Source organism: Geomonas propionica (assembly GCF_016458235.1).
Taxonomy (GTDB): Bacteria; Desulfobacterota; Desulfuromonadia; order Geobacterales; family Geobacteraceae; genus Geomonas; species Geomonas propionica.
In genome coordinates this window covers 1-18,687 of record NZ_JAEMHK010000025.1, presented here as the reverse complement: position 1 = coordinate 18,687, position 18,687 = coordinate 1, and the positions used below count along the sequence as shown (strand labels likewise).

Below are 18,687 nucleotides of genomic sequence, written 5' to 3'. Positions count from 1 at the left end.
GGCACATTAGTCTTCAGCGGTTACGGCGGTCATTAAGATACCGTAGCTACAGCGCAAATATCAAGTTTGTATTCTAGGTCGGGCAAAGAAAAACAGTGCAGGGTCTGTGAGCGGCGTAACCGGATCACAGTCCCTGCACTGTCTGTGGGTGCTACTTTATGCTGCGCTAACGTGCTACTGCAGCGGTCTTGCGTAGGTCGGGGTCCCGATCCTGCCGGTACCGGCGGAGCCGTCGTGCTTGTTGCAGGCGCCGCCCCAGGTGGAGGAGGCGGTGTAGCAGGTAGGCGCCGTAGTGGTGGACCAGTTGGCCTCGGAGATGTTGAGACCGAGCTCGCCGCCGTAGATGAAGCGGTAGCTCTTGGTGGCACCCTGGGTCAAGGTCGTGATGCTGCGGTTGTTGCCGTGGATGCCGCCGATGCTGTTCACCCCACCGCCCATGTGGCAGTTGAGGCAGATGATGCCGTGGTCGTTGTAGGAACCGACCGTCCAAGGCATGTTGTCGAAGCTGCTGTGCTCGATCCTCGCCTTGCCGGTGACGGTGACGTTGCTGTTGTTGTACACGGTGCTCAGGTGGCAGCGGTAGCAGACGAAGGTGGCGCTGCCGTCGCTGGCGTTGCTGGCTGCCGCGTCGGCGCCGTTTTTGTCCTGCAGCATGCGGGTGGCGTTCCTTGCGCCGTGTGCGTTGCTCTCGTTCAGGTGGCAGTCGGAGCAGTGCAGGCCGGTATCCCAGGTGACGGCCACGCCGTCCTTGGAGGAGCCCGTCCAACCGCCGCGGGTAGCGTAGGTCGACGCATAGGTCGCGGTGTAACGCTTGGTGTAGATGTTCAGGTTGTGATGGCTGGCGTAGGCGCTGCCTACAGCGTTGCCGGAGTTGAACTGCGACTTCACGTTGAGCGGCGTGCCGCCGTCCAGCGGGTTGAACGGCGTCAGTTTCCTGGCCAACGCGGAGCCGGTGGTGATACCGGCACCTGCCGTATCAACGGTTATGGTCGAGGCGCCATCGGAGTCGTGGCAGCCAATGCAGAAGCGGTCCATGTTGTCGCGATCGGTGGAGGTAATGGTGGTGCCGCCGGCGCGGCGTCCCGGCCAGGACCAGTAGTTGGTGCCTGCGGTACCGGGGTTGCCCTGGCTGTCAACGTTCCTCAAGAGGACCGGGTTGCCGCTGACGCCATGCAGGCTGACCTGCTTCACCGAGGTCTCGGTGGAGGTGGTGTCACCCTCGGCGTGGCAGATGATGCAGTCCACGTTCTTGACAGTGGTGTTCTTGACGTGCCTGGACGGGCGCACGAAGTCGTCGCCGGTCGCACCCAGGGTCGCGCCAACGATCTGCTGACGCACGCCGCGCGGCGAGTTGTGGCAGCCGAGGCAGCTGCCGCCCATCCCCTTGAAGCCGGCGGCATGGGAGTGGCACTGGGTGCAGTTTACCGTGCCGTTGTGGCCGGTAGCGGTGTTGTTGTACTTGTGGTACGCGGTCTGGCTGTGGCACACCTCGCAGATGCGGCTCGAGGTGGTGTGGATCGTGTCCGAACCGAGGTCGGTCGCCGGGTTGGCGACGGAGACCGTGGCGGAGACGGTGCCGGTGGTGCCCCAGTTGCTGCCGTCACCGGTGCTTACGGTGCCGGCTATGCGCATGATATTGGCGGTGTTCATGTTGTGGCAGGTGGAGCAGGAGAACGCGCCGTACTTCTTGCCCGGCTCGCCCCAGCCGCCGTTAGCGCTCCACTTGGTAGAGCCGGTATTGGTGGAGTTGTGCAGCATGTTGTTGTTGCTCCACGCGGTCCTTGCCGGCGTGTACGGTCCGACGGCAACCCCAGTGGCGGAATAGTTGCCGCGGGAATCCTTGGCGAAGATCTTGTAGTAGTAGGCCGTGCCGTTGGCAAGCGGGGTATCGGTGAAGTTGTTCAGACTCCCGACGTAGGCGACGGTGCTTGCCCCAATGATGTTGTCTACCACATAGTTGCCCCCCTCAACCGGGATATCAGCGACGGCGGCCCCTGCTCTGCGCAGTACGACGATGCCGGCGAAGTCCGTGTCGGCCGGGTTGGTCCAGTACAGCGAGTTGGACGCGATACCGGCAGCACCGCCGGCCGAGGTGACGTTGGCCGGGGAGAGGTTGTCGATGGTGACCGTAGCCGAAGCGGTGTCGCTGTAGGCCTTCGGGTTGCTGGAGGTTATGGCCGTCACGGTCCCGGTGATAGTGTAAGTGGATCCCGGGGGAGCGGGCATGTTCGCGTGCGTTTTCGGCGTGATGTCAACCCAGTACTGCGTCGGGGTCGTCGTTACCGTGATCGGGGTGGTCAGCGTGATGGCCACGGTATTCGCCGAAGGGTTGGCCACGGTGCCGTAGTAGACGGCGCCGGCGTCGTCGGTAATGGCGATGGAGGCGAGGCCCGCGTAGGAGCCTGCCGACAGGGTGACGGTAATGGCCGTTACCGTGTCGGTACCTGCCTGGGTGGACAGGGTGAAGGAATCGAGGTCGCTCTCAGGCCCGCCCGGCGGCAGGGTGATGGCAATCTCACCGGTACCCTGGGCCACCGTGGTGGTGGCGGCAGCGGTGGTGAAGCTCCAGGTGGTGCTGTAGGCGGTGGTGTTGCCTGCGGCGTCCTTCGCCTTGACGTGCCAGTAATAGGTGGTGCTGATGGCCAGGGTCGGAGCGAAGGTGGTGCCCGTCTGCCATGCGCTCTGCTGTACTCCGGTGGTGAAGCCGGAGTTGGTGGCGATTTCGAAGAAGTACTGCACCGCGGCCGTGGTGTTGGCGTCGGTTGCGGTGGTGGAAACCAGCGACGAGGTGGTGGCCACGCCGGTGGCAAGGTTGGCCGGCGTCGAGTTGACAAGCCCGGACGGAGCCACGGTGTCGACGTAGACGCTCACGCTGGCCGGGGTCGGATCCGCGTTGGAGGCGTTATCCACTGCGCGTGCCAGGATGGTGTGGGCGACGTAGTCCTCAGCGGGGAGGGTCCAGGAGTAGGACCAGGCGGAGGTCCCGGTGGCGGCGCTCCACGAGGTGCCGTTGTTGGTAGAAACCTGCACCGAGCCAAGCGCGTTGGTGCCGGCGGTCGCGGTACCGCTCACGGTCGCGGGCGAGGTGGAGAAGACGGTGCCGGCCAGAGGTGCGGAGAGCGCGGTTTCAGGTGCGACCACGCCGGAGGTGAAGCTCCAGGTGGTGGTGTAGGCGGTGGTGTTGCCTGCGGCGTCCTTCGCCATCACGTGCCAGTAGTAAGTGGTGCCCGGAGCCAGGGTCGGCGTCCAGGAGGTGGACGCCTGCCAGGCGCTCTGCTGTACCCCGGTGGTGAAGCCGGAGTTGGTGGCGAGCTGGAAGATGTACTGCACCGCGGCGGAAGTGTTGCCGTCGGTTGCCGCGCCCGAGGTAAGCGCCGAGCCGATGGCGATGTTGGTGGCGAGGTTGGCCGGGGTCGAGTTGGCAAGCCCGGCGGGCGCCACGTTGTCAACCCGGACGGTAACCTGTGCCGGGGTCGCGTCTGCATAGCTCAGGCTGTCCAACGCCTTGGCGAGGATGGTGTGCGCTACGTAGTCTTCGCTGGCCGGCGTCCAGGAGAAGCTCCAGGTGGCGGTGCCGGTGGCGGCGGCCCAGGTGGTGCCGTTGTTGGTGGAGACCTGGACCGAGGCGAGCGGGTTACCGCCGGCGGTCGCCGTACCGGTGATGGAGTTTCCGGCGGTGATCACCGCGTTGGCTGCCGGCGCGGTGATGGCGGTATCAGGCAGTGCAATGGTCGACGGGGAGGCGGCGGTAGTGACACCGGCCGACAGGTTGCCGACTTCGTCCAGGGCGCAGACCCTGTAGTAATAGGTGGTGCCGTTGGTGACGGCGGTATCGAAGAACGAAGTGCCGTTGCCGGTGTAGAGCGCCGCGGCCGAGCAGTCGGCCGGAGTGGAGACGCTCGACTTGACGAGTTTGTAACTATTGACCGGGTCGAGGCCGGCGCCGGAGTCGGTGGCGGCAGTCCAACTAACGTTGACGTAGCCGTCGCCGGAGCTGGTGGAAGCAATGCCGTCGGTAGGTGCGGCGGTGTCGACGCCGAAATCGAGGCCGGTGGCCACGGTGAAGTCAGGGGTGCCGGTGAAGGCGGTCCAGGCGCTGGCAGCGGACTTGCTGTCCTTCGCCCTTACCCTCCAGTCGTAGGAGCCGTCGGCGAGACCGCCGCAGGTCGCCTTGGCGGTAGCCGGACCGGCGACGTAGGGGCTCGCGCAGTCGGCGATGCCGTCGTTGTTCAGGTCGACCTCGAGGAGGACCGGGTCGGAGTTGCCGCCGTCGATGGTGGCGGAGATGACAACCACGTTGGAGGAAGCGGCGCCGCCGGAAGCGATGGCGGTGGTGCCGTCAGCCTGGTACTGGGCAGGGGCGATCGGGGCCGCCGGGGTCGCATTGGTCAGCGCGACGGTGAAGTCAGGGTCGCTGGGTCCAAAGTCGACCCAGGCGCTGTTCAGGGTGCCGTCGCTGGTGCGGGCGCGCCATTTATAGGAGAGCCCGTCGGAAAGACCGGTGCAGGTGGCAGTCGCTACCAAGCCGCTGGCCACCGAGGTGGAGGAGCAGTTGGCGACGCCTGCGAAGGTGTTGCCGTTGGTGATCATCTCCACTTGGAGGGTTACGTTGTCGTTGTTGGCATCAGTCACCGTGGACTTGATCACCACGGAGGAGCTGGTCAAAGTCCCAGCCTGGACGATAGCGGTGACGCCATCCGCCTGGTACTGGGTGGCGGCAGGTGCGTTCGGCGCGGTCGGCCCGATGGTGCTGAAGCTCCAGCTCGTGGTGTACGCCGAGATGTTGCCCGCGGCGTCCTTGGCCCGGACGTGCCAGTAGTAGGTGGTGGCGGCGGCCAGGGTCGGAGCGAAAGTCTTGGTTGTCTGCCAGCCGCTCTGCTGCACGCCGGTGGTGAAGCCGCTGTCGGTGGCCAGTTCGAAGAAGTACTGTACAGCCGCAGTCGTGTTGGCGTCGGTCGCGGTGCCGGAGGTAAGAGTGGTGGTCAGGGCGAGGTTCCCCGCTGCGTTGGCCGGGGCCGAGTTGGCGAGGCCTGCCGGAGCCATGTTGTCCACGATCACGGTTACCGAAGCAGGGGTGGTGTCCTCGTTAGCAGCGTTGTCCACCGCCTTGGCAAGGATGGTGTGGGAAACATAGTCCTCGCTGGGCAGGGCCCAGGAGTAGGACCAGGAAGCGGTCCCGGTGGCAGCGGCCCAGGTGGAGCCGTTATTAGTGGAAACCTGCACCGAGCCAAGCGGGTTGGTGCCGGTGGTAGCCGTACCAGTGATGGCAGCCGGCGTAGTGGTCAGTACCGTGGCAGCCAGCGGTGCGCTGAGCACGGTATCAGGACGGACGATCGGGGTGGCAGTGGTGTAGTTGAACGCGTAAGAGCTGCTCATGGCGTTGCCGTTCACGTCCGTGATGCCGGTGCCGGCGGTCACCATGTAGGAGGTGGAGCCGGCCTGCCCGGTCGGGGCGAAGACAGCTTGGCTACCCGAACAGCTGGTCTTGGCCCAGGTGACGGCGGGCGAGATGGTGACGCTGCTGGTGGTGACCGTGGCGCAGTTCACGGCTTCGCTGAAGTTCAAGGTGACCGCGTTGTCCGGGGTGATGCCGGTGGCCCCGGTAGCGGGGACCGTACTGGTCACGGTCGGCTTGACCGTGTCGACCAAGACGGTGACCGGCGAGCCGTACACGAGGGAGACGTTGCCAGCTGCATCCTTCGCCCACGGGTAGAGGGTGTAGCTGCCGTCGGCCGCGACGGTGTAGCCGGCCGGCGCGGTGCCGGTCCAGGCGGCGTCGCCGGATAGCGGAGCGGTGGCGCTCGTGGTGATCATGTAGCCGGTGACGCCGGTGTTGTCGGTAGCCGCGAAACCGGAAACCGGGATGGTCCAACTGGTGCTCGGCGTGGTGGCGGCGAAACCCGCGGAAACGACAGGCTTGGTGGTGTCGGCGCCCCCAGCGACGGTTACGGTGATGGCCTGCTCGATGTGGGACTTGGTGCTTCCATCGTGCCCAACGCCGAGAACCACGATAGTGTAGGTGCCGTTGGCCGTCCCGGCCGGCACGGTGACGATGGCATCGGTGCCCATGGTATCGGCGATACCGTCGAGGTCGAGGCCGGCCGCGCCGGTGTCGTAGGCTGCGTTCCTGGTTCCGGTGTCCCAGGCGGTACCGTTGTAGTTGATGGTGTAACCGACCGGACTGCTCGGGGACTCGGTGGCGGTACTGTAGCTGCTGGCGGTGGCCCATCCTGCCGCGACGCCGTCGGCCGCATCCCAGACGCTGTTCCACCCGGGGATCGCCGGCGCGTTGACGGTACCCTTGGCGAGTCCCCAACCGGTCGGCAGGTTGATCTCGACGCCAACACCGACTTGACCGCCAGCGGCGTTGGTCACGTTGGTGACCTTCCAGTCAACCTCGAAGCTCCCGCCGGCGGGAACGGTCACCGAAGTGCCGACCACGCCGTTGATGGCCGTGGTGATGGTGGCGTTCGGGTCGGTGAGCACGTGGCAGCCCGAGCCGGAGCAGGAACCGTACTTGGTCGGCCATGCGCTCGCGTCGTTGGGCATGAAGTAGGTGGTGAGCCCGACGCACGTGACCAGCAATGTCATCAAAAGCGTGCCAAGCAGGTTCATGCGGGTGCGGCCGCTCATGTTGCGCAAAAGTGCAAATGCTGTTGCTGCTTCGGGAGTTGCCTGAGTTCTCGACTCTCTCATTGTTCTCCTCAGATCCTTCATCGAGCGCTCCTATTAGTATTGCGTCCAGCTGCCGGACAAGCCCTTGCTGTCGGTGGCGCGGGCCTGCCATTTGAACCGGCCGCTGACGATGCCGCTGCAGGTTGTGGCCGCGGTGGTGCCGCTGGTGACCAGGGTGCCGCTGCAGGTCGGGGTGCCGGTAAAGGCGGCCCCCACGTCGGCGAGTTCGATGTCGAGCTTTACGGTATCGCTGTCGGGGTCCGTGACGCCCCCCTTGAAGACCAGCGTGGTCTGGTTGGTGTAAAGCCCCTTGGCGAGGAGCGTGGTGCCGTCGCTCTTGTACTGGGCCAGCGAGGCGGGTACCGCGGGCGGGTTGTTCGGCGCCGGGGCGGAGGTCGTGTAGCTGAAGGGGTAGCTGGCAGCGAGGGTGTTCCCTGCGCTGTCTGCCACCGCGGTACCGACAGTCACCGTGTAGGCGGTGGAGTTCGCCTGCCCGGAGGGGGTGAAGACTGCCTGGCTGCCGGAACAGCTGGTCAGGGCCCAGGTGGCAGCGGGCGCGATGGTTACCGTGCTGGTGGTCACCGTGGCACAGTTCACGGCCTCGCTGAAGTTGATGGTGACCGTGCCGTTCAGCGTGGTGCCGGTGGCGCCATTCACCGGGACCGTCGAGGAGACGGTCGGCTTCACGGTGTCGACCACGACGGTAACCGGCGAGGCGTACGCGGCGGAGACGTTACCGTAGGTGTCCTTCGCCCAAGGGTAGAGGGTGAAGGTGCCGTCAGCCGCGACCGCGTAGCTGGTCGGCGCAGTGGCGAGCCAGCCCGCGTCGGTGGACAGCGGTGCGGTGGCGCTCGTGGTGATCATGTAGCCGGTGACGCCGCTGGCGTCGGTGGCGGCGAAACCGGAAACGGTAATGGTCCGGGAAAGTGACGGGGTGGTGGCGGCGAACCCTGCCGAAACGACCGGCTTCGTGGAATCGACCACCACGGCGACCGGTGTGCCGTACACGGCGGAGACGTTGCCCGCGGCGTCCTTCGCCCATGGGTACAGGGTGTAGCTGCCGTCGGCGGCGACCGTGTAGCTCGTGGGCGCGGTGGCGAGCCAGCCGGCATCGGTGGAAAGCGGCGCCGTAGCGCTCGTGGTGATCATGTAACCGGTGACGCCGGTGTTGTCGGTGGCGGCAAAACCGGAAACCGGAATCGTCTTGGACAGCGACGGGGTGGTGGCGGCGAAGCCCGCGGAGACCGCCGGCTTGGTGGTGTCGCCGCCGGAGGCTGCGGTTACCGTGATGGTAAGGGCCTGGGCCTTGTTACACTTGTTGGTCTTGGTGGTGTAGTAGTGGCCGACGCCGCCGATGGTGACGGTGTAGGTGCCCGCCGGGGTGTCGGCGGGGACGTTGACCAACACGTCGATACCCATCTTGTCGGCGGTGCGGTCGAGGTCACCCGGGGTTGTGGTGGAGCCGTTGTCGTAGGCCGCGCCGGTAGCCGCCACGTCCCAGTTGGAGTTGGTCCAGTCGATGGTGTACGCGTTGGGAGAGGAGGCCCAGTTCGGGGTGCTGAGCATGGTGCCAGTGCGCCAGTTGAAACCTGCGGTGGCGTCCCAGATCGTGTTCCAGCCGGTGAGCCCCGAGTTGTTGGTGGTGCCGTTGGAAATGGTCCACGCGGTCGGAGAGACGGTCGGCAGGCCGATGATGAAGGACATACCGAGGTTGGCGTGGGCCGAGTCGGTCATGTTGGTAGCGATCCACTCCACCTCGAACGACGACCCTGCGCTGACCGTTAAAGCGGTCGGGGACGCCGGGTCCTTGACGGCGTTGTAGATGGTGCCCCAAGCCAGGGTCGCCGTGGTCGATGCCGTCACGTGGCAACCCGAGGTGATGCAGGTAGTGCTCTTGGTCGGCTGCGCCAGTGCATCACGCTGCGACAGCACCAGGAAGGTGAAGGTGCTGCAGACGAAGGCCACGATCAGCGCAACGGCGGCTAAACCTTTGATGCCACCCACTGTTTTTTCCCCGCTCTCATGAGCTTTCGAACTTTTCATGTTCTCCCTCTTGCGATGTACAGCGAAGTTCATCGAATGCCCTCCAAGGGTCTTGGCTTTTCAAGCGCCCGGGGCTCGCGCCCCGGGACGTACTAAATTACAGGTTGACGTGGCACATGGTGCAGTCCTGGGCTCCACCGAAGTCGTTCACCCAGTTGACGGACACGCCGTTGTGGCAGGACATGTTGGAGCAGGTTCCGGCCGAGTAGCTGCCGACGGTGTTGAGGTACCCCTTCGAGGTGTCGTAGGAAGTCACACCCTGCTTGTAGGTACGGGTCTTGTTCCAGCCTGCGATGCCGCCGGTGTAGTTCACGAAGTTGGCGTCGGTCACCTGGGCCTTGGACTTGATGTAGGTCGTCGGCGCGAAGGCTATGTCGTTCTGGCCGTTGACGTGGAAGGCCAGGTTGGTGATCCTCGCAGCCCCAGTCGCGTCGGCGTTGCTGCCGGTGGTGTTGCCGTGGCAGGACGCGGTGGAGCAGGAGCTGTTGTACTTGTTCCTGGCCACGTTGACCGTGTTGTAGTGGCAGATGTTGCAGCCGATGGTGGTCGACTGTGCGGGGTCACCGTGACCCGCGTTGACGCCCACCGCGCCGGAAGCCGGCAAGAGGCCGGTGGTGCCGCTGAAGATGTCGTCGTAGTGGATGCCGACCTTGTGCGCCGCGTGCGAGTCGGTGCTCGGTGCGTTCTCATGGCAGCCCGAGCAGCGGGTGGCTGCGGTGTAGGTCTGGTTCCACTGCGGCGTGGTGGTGTTCTCGTGGCAGTAGACGTTGGCGCAGGACACCGTGCCGGTGCCGGTGCTGCCGATGAGGCCAGCCGCGCTGTTCTTCTTCCTGAGCGTGCTGGCACCGGTGACAGTGTTCAGCTCCACCTCGACGGTGCCATTCATGTGGTTGGCCAGGGTGACCGGGTGGCAGTTGGCACAGCCGAAGCCGTAGGCTTTCCAGGTGACGCCGTCGGTATCGGAACCGGTGGAGACGTTGGATGTGTAGTTATAGTACGGCAGTGTACCCCAGGCGGTGCCGACGTGGCGGGTGTGCGCGCCGGAGAGGGTCCCGTGGCACCCTTTGCAGTCAAGGGTTGAACCCCAGACCGCGTTGGCGGCGGTGTAGCCGGTGCCGGCGTGGCAGGAGACGTTGGAGCAGGTCTTGCTCCCCGGGTAGCCGAAGCTTGCGGTCCCGCCAGCGACCACGTCAACCACCTTGTTGGTGTGGCTGCCGATGATCTGGGTGCCGGTAGCGTCGACGGTGGCACTGTGGCACAGCACGCAGGTAGTGGCGCCCACGGCCTTCACGTGTTTCTGGTGCGAGTTGGCGCTGGCGGAGCCTGCGGCGCCGTTGGTGTAGTTAGGCTCGCCGGCAACCGAGTTGAAGGCGACGCCGGTGGTCGGGGTGGACTGGGCGCCGTGGCAGCCGTTGCAGCCCAAGGCCGCGCCGCTCCAGGACGGGTTGGCCGGCTCGACGGTGGCCACCATGCCGGTCTGCCCCTTCTTGCCCGAGGTGTGGCAGTAGCTGGAGGAGCAGGTGCCGGAGACGTAGGTGCTGCTCTTGCCGGCCCTGACGCCGGAGTAGTCGACGAAGGCGTTGCCGTGCTTGGTGGTGTCGGAGATCGCGCTGTCGCTGGAGACCGTCTTGGCGTGGCAGTCGACGCAGCCGTAGTTGCCGCCTGCGTTGGCGTTGTTGATGTGTGCGGTGTGCTTGCCGGAGATCAGGACGTTGCTCACCAGGGCCGCCGGGCCGCCGTGGCAGCCGTTGCAGCCGAGGGTGGCACCCCATTGTGCGCTCGGCACGCCGGCCACGATGCCGTTACCGCTGTGGCAGGAGATGTTGGAGCAGGTCTTGTTGGCCTGCTTGCCGAAGGTCTTGCCGCCGCCGGCTGTGTAGTTGTTGAAGGAGTTGATGTGCTGACCGCCGGCGACGATGCTGGTGCCGGTGGTGGTGGTCTTCGAGTGGCAGTAAACGCAGGTGACGCCACCGCTGGCCCCCACGTGTTTCTTGTGCGAGTTCGCGTTGTCTGAACCGGCCGCGCCGGAGGTGTAGTTCGGCTCGCCTGCCACCGAGTTAAAGTCGACGCCGGCGGTCGGCAGTACCTGTGCACCGTGGCAGCCGGTGCAGCCCATGGCCGAGCCGCTCCAGGAGGGAGCCGCCGGCTCGACGGTCGCCACCATGCCGGTGAAGCCCTTCTTACCGGAGGTGTGGCAGTAGGTCGCGGAGCAGGAGCCGGCAACATAGGTGGTGCTCTTGCCTGCCTGGACGCCGGAGTAATCGACGAAGGCGTTCATGTGCTTGGTAGTGTCGGAAATCACCGAGTCGCTGGCAACTGTCTTCGAGTGGCAGGCGGCGCAGCCGATGTTGTCGCCGATGACACCCCCCTGGTTCACGTGCTGGGTGTGCTTGCCGGTGGCGATGATGTTGCTCACCAGGGCAGCCGGGCCGCCGTGGCAGCCGTTGCAGGAAAGCGTCGCGCCCCACTGGGCGTTGGCCACGTTGGCCACGATGCCGCTGCCGGAGTGGCAGGTGATGTTGGAGCAGGTCTTGTTGGTCACCTTGCCGAACTTGCCGTTATTCGAGGTGTAGTTCGAGAAGCGGTCCAGGTGCTGGTTGTTGGCAATCAGCGTGGTGCCGTCCAGCGTGGTCTTGGAGTGGCAGGTGGCGCAGGTGGTGGCCCCGGCCGCGCCCACGTGCTTCTGGTGCGAGTTTGCGTTGTTCGAACCGGCGGCGCCGGAGACGTAGTTCGGCTCGCCGGCAACCGAGTTGAAGGCGACCCCTGCGGTCGGGGTGAGCTGGGCGCCGTGGCAGCCGTTGCAGCCCATGGCCGCGCCGCTCCAGGAGGGAGCGGAAGGCTCGACGGTAGCGACCATGCCGGTCTGCCCCTTCTTGCCCGAGGTGTGGCAGTAGCTGGTGGAGCAGGTGCCGGCAACGTAGGTGCTGCTCTTGCCCGCCTTGGCGCCGGAGTAGTCGGCGAAGGAGTTCAGGTGCTTGGTGGAGTCGGAGACCACCGAGTCGCTGGAAACGGTCTTGGAGTGGCACTCCACGCAGCCCAGGTTGGTGCCGAGGATGTTGGCCTGGTTGACGTGGGCGGTGTGCTTGCCGGTGTTGAGGATGTTGCTCCCCAGGGCGGTCGGGCCGCCGTGGCAGCCGTTGCACCCAAGGGAGGCGCCCCACTGGGCGTCGCCGACGTTGGTCACGATGCCGTTGCCGGAGTGGCAGGAGATGTTGGAGCAGGTCTTGTTGGCCACCTTGCCGAAGGTCTTGCCGTTACCCGCGGTGTAGTTGTTGAAGCGGTCCATGTGCTGCCCGCCCGCCACGATGCTGGTGCCGTTGGCCGTGGTCTTGGAGTGGCAGTTGGCGCAGGTGGTGGCGCCTGCGGCACCCACGTGCTTAAGGTGCGAGTTGGCATTGCCGGAACCTGCGGTGCCGGAGATGTAGTTCGGCTCGCCCGCGACCGAGTTGAAGGCGACGCCTGCGGTCGGGGTCAGCTGCGCGCCGTGGCAGCCGGTGCAGCCCAGGGCCGTGCCGCTCCAGGACGGGTTGGCCGGCTCGACGGTGGCCACCATGCCGGTCACGCCCTTCTTGCCCGAGGTGTGGCAGTAGGTGGCGGAGCAGGTGCCGGAGACATAGGTGCTGCTCTTGCCCGCCCTGGCACCCGAGTAATCGAGGAAGGCGTTCAGGTGCTTGGTAGAGTCGGAAACCACCGAGTCGCTGGAGACGGTCTTGGCATGGCACTCGGCGCAACCCAGATTGTCGCCGATCACGCCGGCCTGGTTCACGTGCTGGGTGTGCTTGCCGGTGTTGAGGATGTTGCTCCCCAGGGCGGTCGGGCCGCCGTGGCAGCCGTTACAGTTAAGGGTTGCGCCCCACTGGGCATTGGCCACGTTGGCCACGATGCCGCTGCCGGAGTGGCAGGAGATGTTGGAGCAGCTCTTGTTGGTGACCTTGCCGAAGGTCGCGCCGTTGCCGGAGGTGTAGTTGATGAAGCGGTCGGCGTGCTGGCCGCCGGCGACCAGGGTGGTGCCGTTAGTCGTGGTCTTCGAGTGGCAGTTCGCGCAGGTGGTAGCACCCGCCGTACCCACGTGCTTCTGGTGCGAGTTCGCGTTGTTGGAGCCTGCGGCACCGGAGATGTAGTTCGGCTCGCCTGCCACCGCGTTGAAGGCGATGCCGGCGGTCGGGGTGAGCTGTGCGCCGTGGCAGCCGTTGCAGCCCATGGCCGCGCCGCTCCAGGACGGGTTCCCCGGCTCGACGGTGGCAACCATGCCGGAGAGCCCCTTCTTGCCAGAGGTGTGGCAGTAGGTGGCGGAGCAGGTACCGGCGCTGTAGGTGGTGCTTCTGCCGGCCTTGGCGCCGGAGTAGTCGATGAAGGAGTTCAGGTGTTTCGTCGCATCGGAAACCAGCGAGTCGGAGGATACCGTCTTGGAGTGGCACTCTACGCAACCGTAGTTGGTGCCGAGGACGCCGGCCTGGTTGACGTGGGCCGCGTGCTTGCCGGTGTTGAGGATGTTGCTCCCCAGAGCGGTCGGGCCGCCGTGGCAGCCGTTGCAGTTAAGGGTCGCGCCCCACTGGGCGTTGGCCACGTTGGCTACTATGCCGCTGCCGCTGTGGCAGGAGATGTTAGAGCAGGTCTTGTTGGCCTGCTTGCCGAAGCTCTTGCCGCCGCCCGCGGTGTAGTTGTTGAAGCGGTCCAGGTGCTGGCTGCCGGCCACGATGCTGGTGCCGGTGGTGGTGGTCTTCGAGTGGCAGCTGACGCAAGTGGTAGCGCCCGCGGTCCCCACGTGCTTCTGGTGCGAGTTGGCGTTGCTGGAGCCGGCGGCGCCGGAGACGTAGTTCGGCTCGCCCGCTACCGAGTTGAAGGAGACGCCCGCGGTCGGGGTCAGCTGGGCGCCGTGGCAGCCGTTGCAGCCGATGGCAGCACCGCTCCAGGACGGGTTCGCCGGCTCGACGGTGGTCGCCATGCCGGAGAGCCCCTTCTTGCCCGAGGTGTGGCAGTAGGTGGAGGAGCAGGTGCCGGCCGAGTAGGTGCTGCTCTTGCCTGCGCGGGCGCCGGAGTAGTCGACGAAGTTGTTCATGTGCTTCGAGCTGTCCGAGATCACGGAGTCGCTCGATACGGTCTTCGAGTGGCAGTCGACGCAGACCATGTTGTCGCCGATGACGCCGGCCTGGTTCACGTGCTGGGTGTGCTTACCGCTGCCAATGACGTTGCTGCCAAGGGCGATCGGGCCGCCGTGGCAGCCGTTGCAGTTGAGGGTGCCGCCCCACTGGGCGTTGCCGACGTTGGCGACGATGCCGTTGCCGGAGTGGCAGGAGATGTCGGAGCAGGTCTTGTTGGCCTGCTTGCCGAAGGTCTTGCCGTTGCCCGAGGTGAAGTTGATAAAGCCGTCGATGTGCTGGCCGCCAGCTATGAGGGTCGTGCCGGTCGTGGTGGTCTTGGAGTGGCAGTTGGCGCAGGTGGCGGCACCTGCGGCGGCCACGTGCTTCTGGTGCGAGTTGGCGGTCCCGGAACCCGCGGTGCCGGAGACGTAGTTCGGCTCACCCGCAACCGAGTTGAAGGCGACGCCCGCGGTGGGGGTCACCTGCGCGCCGTGGCAGCCGTTGCAGACCAGGGCCGCGCCGCTCCAGGAAGGAGCTGCCGGCTCGACGGTCGAGGCCATGCCGGTGACACCCTTCTTGCCCGAAGTGTGGCAGTAGCTGGTGGAGCAGGAACCTCCGGAGTAGTTCTTTCCGGCCTTGGCGCCGGAGTACTCGACGAAGGTATTGACGTGGTTGGCGACGGTGCCGATGGCGGAATCGCTCGCCGCGGTCTTGCCGTGGCAGTCGGCGCAGCCATAGTTGTTGCCCAGGGTGCCACTGTTGTTGATGTGGGCCTGGTGCTTGCCGGTAGCGAGGACCTTGGTCCCCAGGGAGGCCGGACCGCCGTGGCAGCCGTTGCAGCCAAGGGTCGCGTTGCCCCAGTTGGGGGCGGTGGTCACCGTGAAGGGACCGGTCTTCGAGGTACCGTCGCTATGGCAGTAGATGCCCGAGCAAGTGCCAAAGGTGTTGGACTGGCTCGGGAGAAAATCGTTGGTCGGGCCGGAGTAGCTCCCGCCGTTGTTGGGGGTCGCGGTGAAGCTGACCGCGATGCCGCGGTGGGTCACGCTGGTGGCGTGCGCGAAGGGCTTGGCTTCGGCGCTGTGGTCACTATGGCACTTTACACATGCGCTGGTGCCAGTGCCGTAATAGGTGCCGTGCTTGGAGCCGGAAACAGGGTGCCCGGCGGTCATCGAAGCGCCGTGGCAGCTGTTGCAGTCGGTGGGGCTGGACCACGCCGCGCTCCCCCACTCGGGGCTGGTGCGCTCGAAGTGACAGTTCACGTTGGAGCAGGAACCCAGCGGAGTCGGGGGCACCGAGGTCTGGTTCAGGAAGGCGCGGCTGTAGCTGCCCGTCGCGGAACCGTTGATGTTCCCGGAGACCTTGATGTCGGCGGTGCGATGGCCGTTTTGGTACACGAGCACACCGGAGCCGTGGCACTTGACGCACGACAGCGCGTTACTGTCGGCGTGGCTGCCATGGTTACCCTTGAAGGCGCCGGTGGCGGGAATACGCCGGCCGTCCGCCGAATCAAGAGGAGGCATGGTGTGGCAGGCGTCGCACCCATAGTTGTACTGCGGTGCGGCCTCGGCCTTCGTGCCAGCCAAGAGTGCAACTCCCAGCGTCATCAGCAAAGCTATCACTCGTGGGTTATACCATCCGAGTCTGCGGTAGCCCCTCATTTCCACTCCTTTATCTCAAAACACCTGACCGTAGTGCTATCTAAATCCACTACCCGGCGGGGGGATCCACTCCCCCGCCGGGGTTCCAACATGCTTCTACTACACGGGTACCGCTTTTCTTCCTACACAGGTACCCGATTAACCTATCTTTCGATACTCCACTTCGGACTCGGCTTGAAGTGGCAGCTCACGTTGAAGCAGCTACCCGACTTGTTGGTCCCGCCGTTGACCAGCGCGGCGCTGGTGTAGGTGACGAGGGCCTGGTCGGAGAAGCGGTACTGCGGGTCGATGTCGACGCTTACGCTGGTAACGTGGGTCCTGATGGGCAGGGCACGGGCGTGAGTTGCGTCGCCCCCCTTGTGGCAGGGGAGGCAGTTTGCCCAGCCTTCGCTCGGCTTGGCGTCCTTCTTGATGTGTGCCAACACGAGGTGGGCACCGCCGCCGCCGGAGTAGTCTTCGAAACGGGCCGAAGACCAGTTCCCCTGTACGCCGAAGGTGACGGCGCTGAGGGTCTGGCGCGGTGCCGGCGGGTAGCCGTGGCAGGCGTCGCAGCCGCCGTTGGGCACGAACGCGAGGCCGGTGGCCGGGTTGTGCGCGTGGCACTGGGTGCAGTCCGTGGTGGAGTCGACGTGGGCATCAGCCGGTACGCCAGCCTTGGTGAAGTACTTGGTGGTGGTGTGGCAGACCTGGCAGACGCCGGTCTGACCAGCGTTGGCGAAGGTGTTGTTGCCGGTGAAGCTCACGGTGGTGCTGTTGATGGTGGCGTTAACCATCATGCTGTTGGTGGTACCGTGCGCGTTGTGGCAGTCCGAGCACTTGGCGCCCAGGCCGGTAGCCTGGTGGGCCCTTACGTTCAGCTTGCTGCCGCTGACCTTGGCGGCGTTGGTGTGGCAGTAGTCACACTCCTGGTTGGTAGCGCCGACCAGGGTGGAGAGCAGACGCTTCTGGTCGCCCAGAACGCCGCTGATGTGTGCTGCGGTGTTGTCGTGGCAGGCGGAGCAGGCCTGGGCGATGCCGGCCTTGCCGTGGCCCGTGGTAGCCGCGCTGGTCTTGTCAGGAGCGGTGATGCCGCCGATGACGGAGAGCGCGCCGCCAGCGGTCGAGTGGCAGCTTTCGCAGGTGACACGACCGGTGGTCCAGTTGGTGCTCTGCTGGTGGCAGGTGGAGCAGGTGCCGATCTTGTTGCTGCCGGCAGCCAGGTTCAGCGTGCCGTCGGCGTGGGTGCTTGCGGTGTTCGAGGTGTGGCAGTTCGAGCACGAGGTGGTCAGGGTCGAGTTGAAGCCCGGGCCGTAGGCTGCCGTGAAGTGCTGCGAGTGCGCGTTGCTGCTGATCAGGCCGCCGGTGGTGTTGGAAAGCGCGGTGTGGCAGGTACCGCAGGCGCCGGATGCCGGGACGTTCCACTGCGGGGTTGCCGAGAGGTGGCAGGAGGTGGCGCAGGTCTTGGTGGTGGTGCCGCTCCAGGTGGTCACGTTGGCGCCGGCAACCTCGACGGTGGCGTCGCCGTGGAGAGCCTTGTTGACGAAGAAGGTGTTGCCGCTGACAGTCGCAGCGTGGCAGGTGTCGCAGGTATACCCTTTCGTGCTCACGTGGGCCGCGTGGGCGTTGGTCACGAGGCTGGAGGCGTTGCCGTGGCAGCCGTTGCAGCCAAGGGAGGCACCCCATTTCACATCGGCCACGTTGGCCACGATGCCGTTGCCGCTGTGGCAGGATACTGCCGAGCAGGCCCCTGCGACCACGGTGAAGCCCTTGCCGTTGCCGGCTTTGAGGTCGCGAGTGTTGTTGGTGTGGAAGGTGCCCGCCTTGATGGTGGTGCCGTCCACGGTGGTGTCGGCGTGGCAGCTGACGCAGTCCGCAGCCGAAGCCACGTGGTTGAGGTGGCTGTTGGCGCGCAGTTGGGTGGCACCGGCGTTGGCGTAGTTCGGCTCGCCCGCTTTGGAGGCGAACGCCGGGGCAGCATCGGCGCCGTGGCACGACTTACAAGTCAGCGCGGTGGAACCGGTCCAGGTCACGCTCTTCATGGTGCCTTTGCCGTCGCTGTGGCAGTAGGAGGTGGAGCAGGTGCCCGATACCGGGGTGCCCACCTTGGAGCCTGCCACGTCTTTGGTGGTGTTGACGTGGTTGGTGAAGTTGGAGATGGTGCTGTCGTTGGAAACGGTCGAGCTGTGGCACTCAACGCAGCCGTAGTTGGTGCCGAGGAAGGCGGCGTTGTTCACGTGCTTGGCGTGGTTGCCCGACAGGGTATTGCTGGTCGCGTCGCCGTGGCAGCCGGCGCAGGTAAGGCTCCCACCCCAGGTCGGCGGGGTGTAGGTGCCGCGGCCGTTGCTGTGGCAGTAGACGTTGGAGCACTGGTTCGACGCGAAGCTGCCGCCGGTGGCGAACTTCACTTCGATGGAGCGGTGGCCGGCCGAGGTGGCGTGGCTGAACGGCTTGGCCTGTACCGAGTGGTCGGTATGGCACTGCACGCAGGAGCCGACGCCGGTGCCGTAGTAGTTGGCGTGCTTGCTGCCGGCGGTCGGGTGGTTGCCGGTGGAAGGAGCGACGTCGTGGCAGGCGGAGCAGCCGCCCGGCACAGTAAGGGCCGCGCTACCCCAGGCCGGGGTCGCACGCAGGGTGCCCTTGCCGTTACTGTGGCAGGCCACGGTGGAGCAGGAACCCATCGGGGTCGGCGGAACCGAGGTCTGGTTCACGAAGCCGGCTGCGATCTTCCTGGAGTAGCCGACGGCGTCGGAGAGTTCGATGGTCTTGTTGCGGTGAGCCATCGCGTAAGCGCTGACCTGGCTGCCGTGGCAGGTAACGCAGGAGTTGACCGCCGAGGTGGCGTGCCCTGCGTGGTTACCCGGCACAGCGCCGGTGCTGGGATCTTTCTTGGCCGTGCCGGAGTCCATCGGCGGCATGGTATGACAGAAAGAACAGTCATAGTTGTACTGCGAGGCAGCTTGTGCCTGCCCCGCGGACAACTGCATCAGTGTCAGCACTAAAAGTGCCACCACCAGAAAACAGTGCCCACCATACTTTTGTAACATTTTCTCCTCCTCTTGTTTCCCTACCTTGTTGCCTGTCATTGTATTTAAAGCTGAATCGGTTCGAGATCCAGAAACTTGACTACTTATTCACATCGCCGAGCGCTAGCGCTCGGTGCTCCACCTGGCCGAGGGGCTCATGTGGCAGGCGATGTTGAAGCAGTTGCCGGTCTGGTTCGCGCCCGGCACGCTGGTCAGCTTGGCACCGGT

4 protein-coding genes are annotated in these 18,687 nt (G+C 65.5%); all 4 read right to left on the bottom strand.

From position 1 onward, the window contains the following. Positions 1-174: 174 nt before the first annotated feature. Positions 175-6,696 carry an Ig-like domain-containing protein gene (locus tag JFN90_RS21630; protein ID WP_236019115.1) on the bottom strand — a complete coding sequence of 2,174 codons (6,522 nt, stop codon included), beginning with the start codon at positions 6,694-6,696 and terminating at the stop codon, positions 175-177. Positions 6,697-6,729: 33 nt separating this feature from the next. Further along, the gene (locus JFN90_RS21625; RefSeq protein ID WP_236019114.1) at positions 6,730-8,718 is read right to left on the bottom strand and encodes an Ig-like domain-containing protein; all 1,989 of its coding nucleotides are present in this window, start codon (positions 8,716-8,718) and stop codon (positions 6,730-6,732) included. A 97-nt stretch (positions 8,719-8,815) separates the two neighbouring features. Next, positions 8,816-15,382: a CxxxxCH/CxxCH domain c-type cytochrome gene (locus JFN90_RS21620; RefSeq protein WP_199397208.1), complete on the bottom strand. Its 6,567-nt coding sequence runs from the start codon at positions 15,380-15,382 to the stop codon at positions 8,816-8,818. A gap of 218 nt (positions 15,383-15,600) precedes the next feature. Beyond that, on the bottom strand, positions 15,601-18,480 hold the full coding sequence (locus tag JFN90_RS21615) for a CxxxxCH/CxxCH domain c-type cytochrome (RefSeq protein WP_199397207.1): 2,880 nt from the start codon (positions 18,478-18,480) through the stop codon (positions 15,601-15,603). Between the last annotated feature and the right edge of the window lie 207 nt (positions 18,481-18,687).

Bases quoted from the DNA above. Each gene is read 5' to 3' on its own strand.
- JFN90_RS21615 (WP_199397207.1), bottom strand. From the start codon at position 18,480: ATGTTACAAAAGTATGGTGGGCACTGTTTTCTGGTGGTGGCACTTTTA.
- JFN90_RS21625 (WP_236019114.1), bottom strand. From the start codon at position 8,718: ATGAAAAGTTCGAAAGCTCATGAGAGCGGGGAAAAAACAGTGGGTGGC.
- JFN90_RS21630 (WP_236019115.1), bottom strand. From the start codon at position 6,696: ATGAGAGAGTCGAGAACTCAGGCAACTCCCGAAGCAGCAACAGCATTT.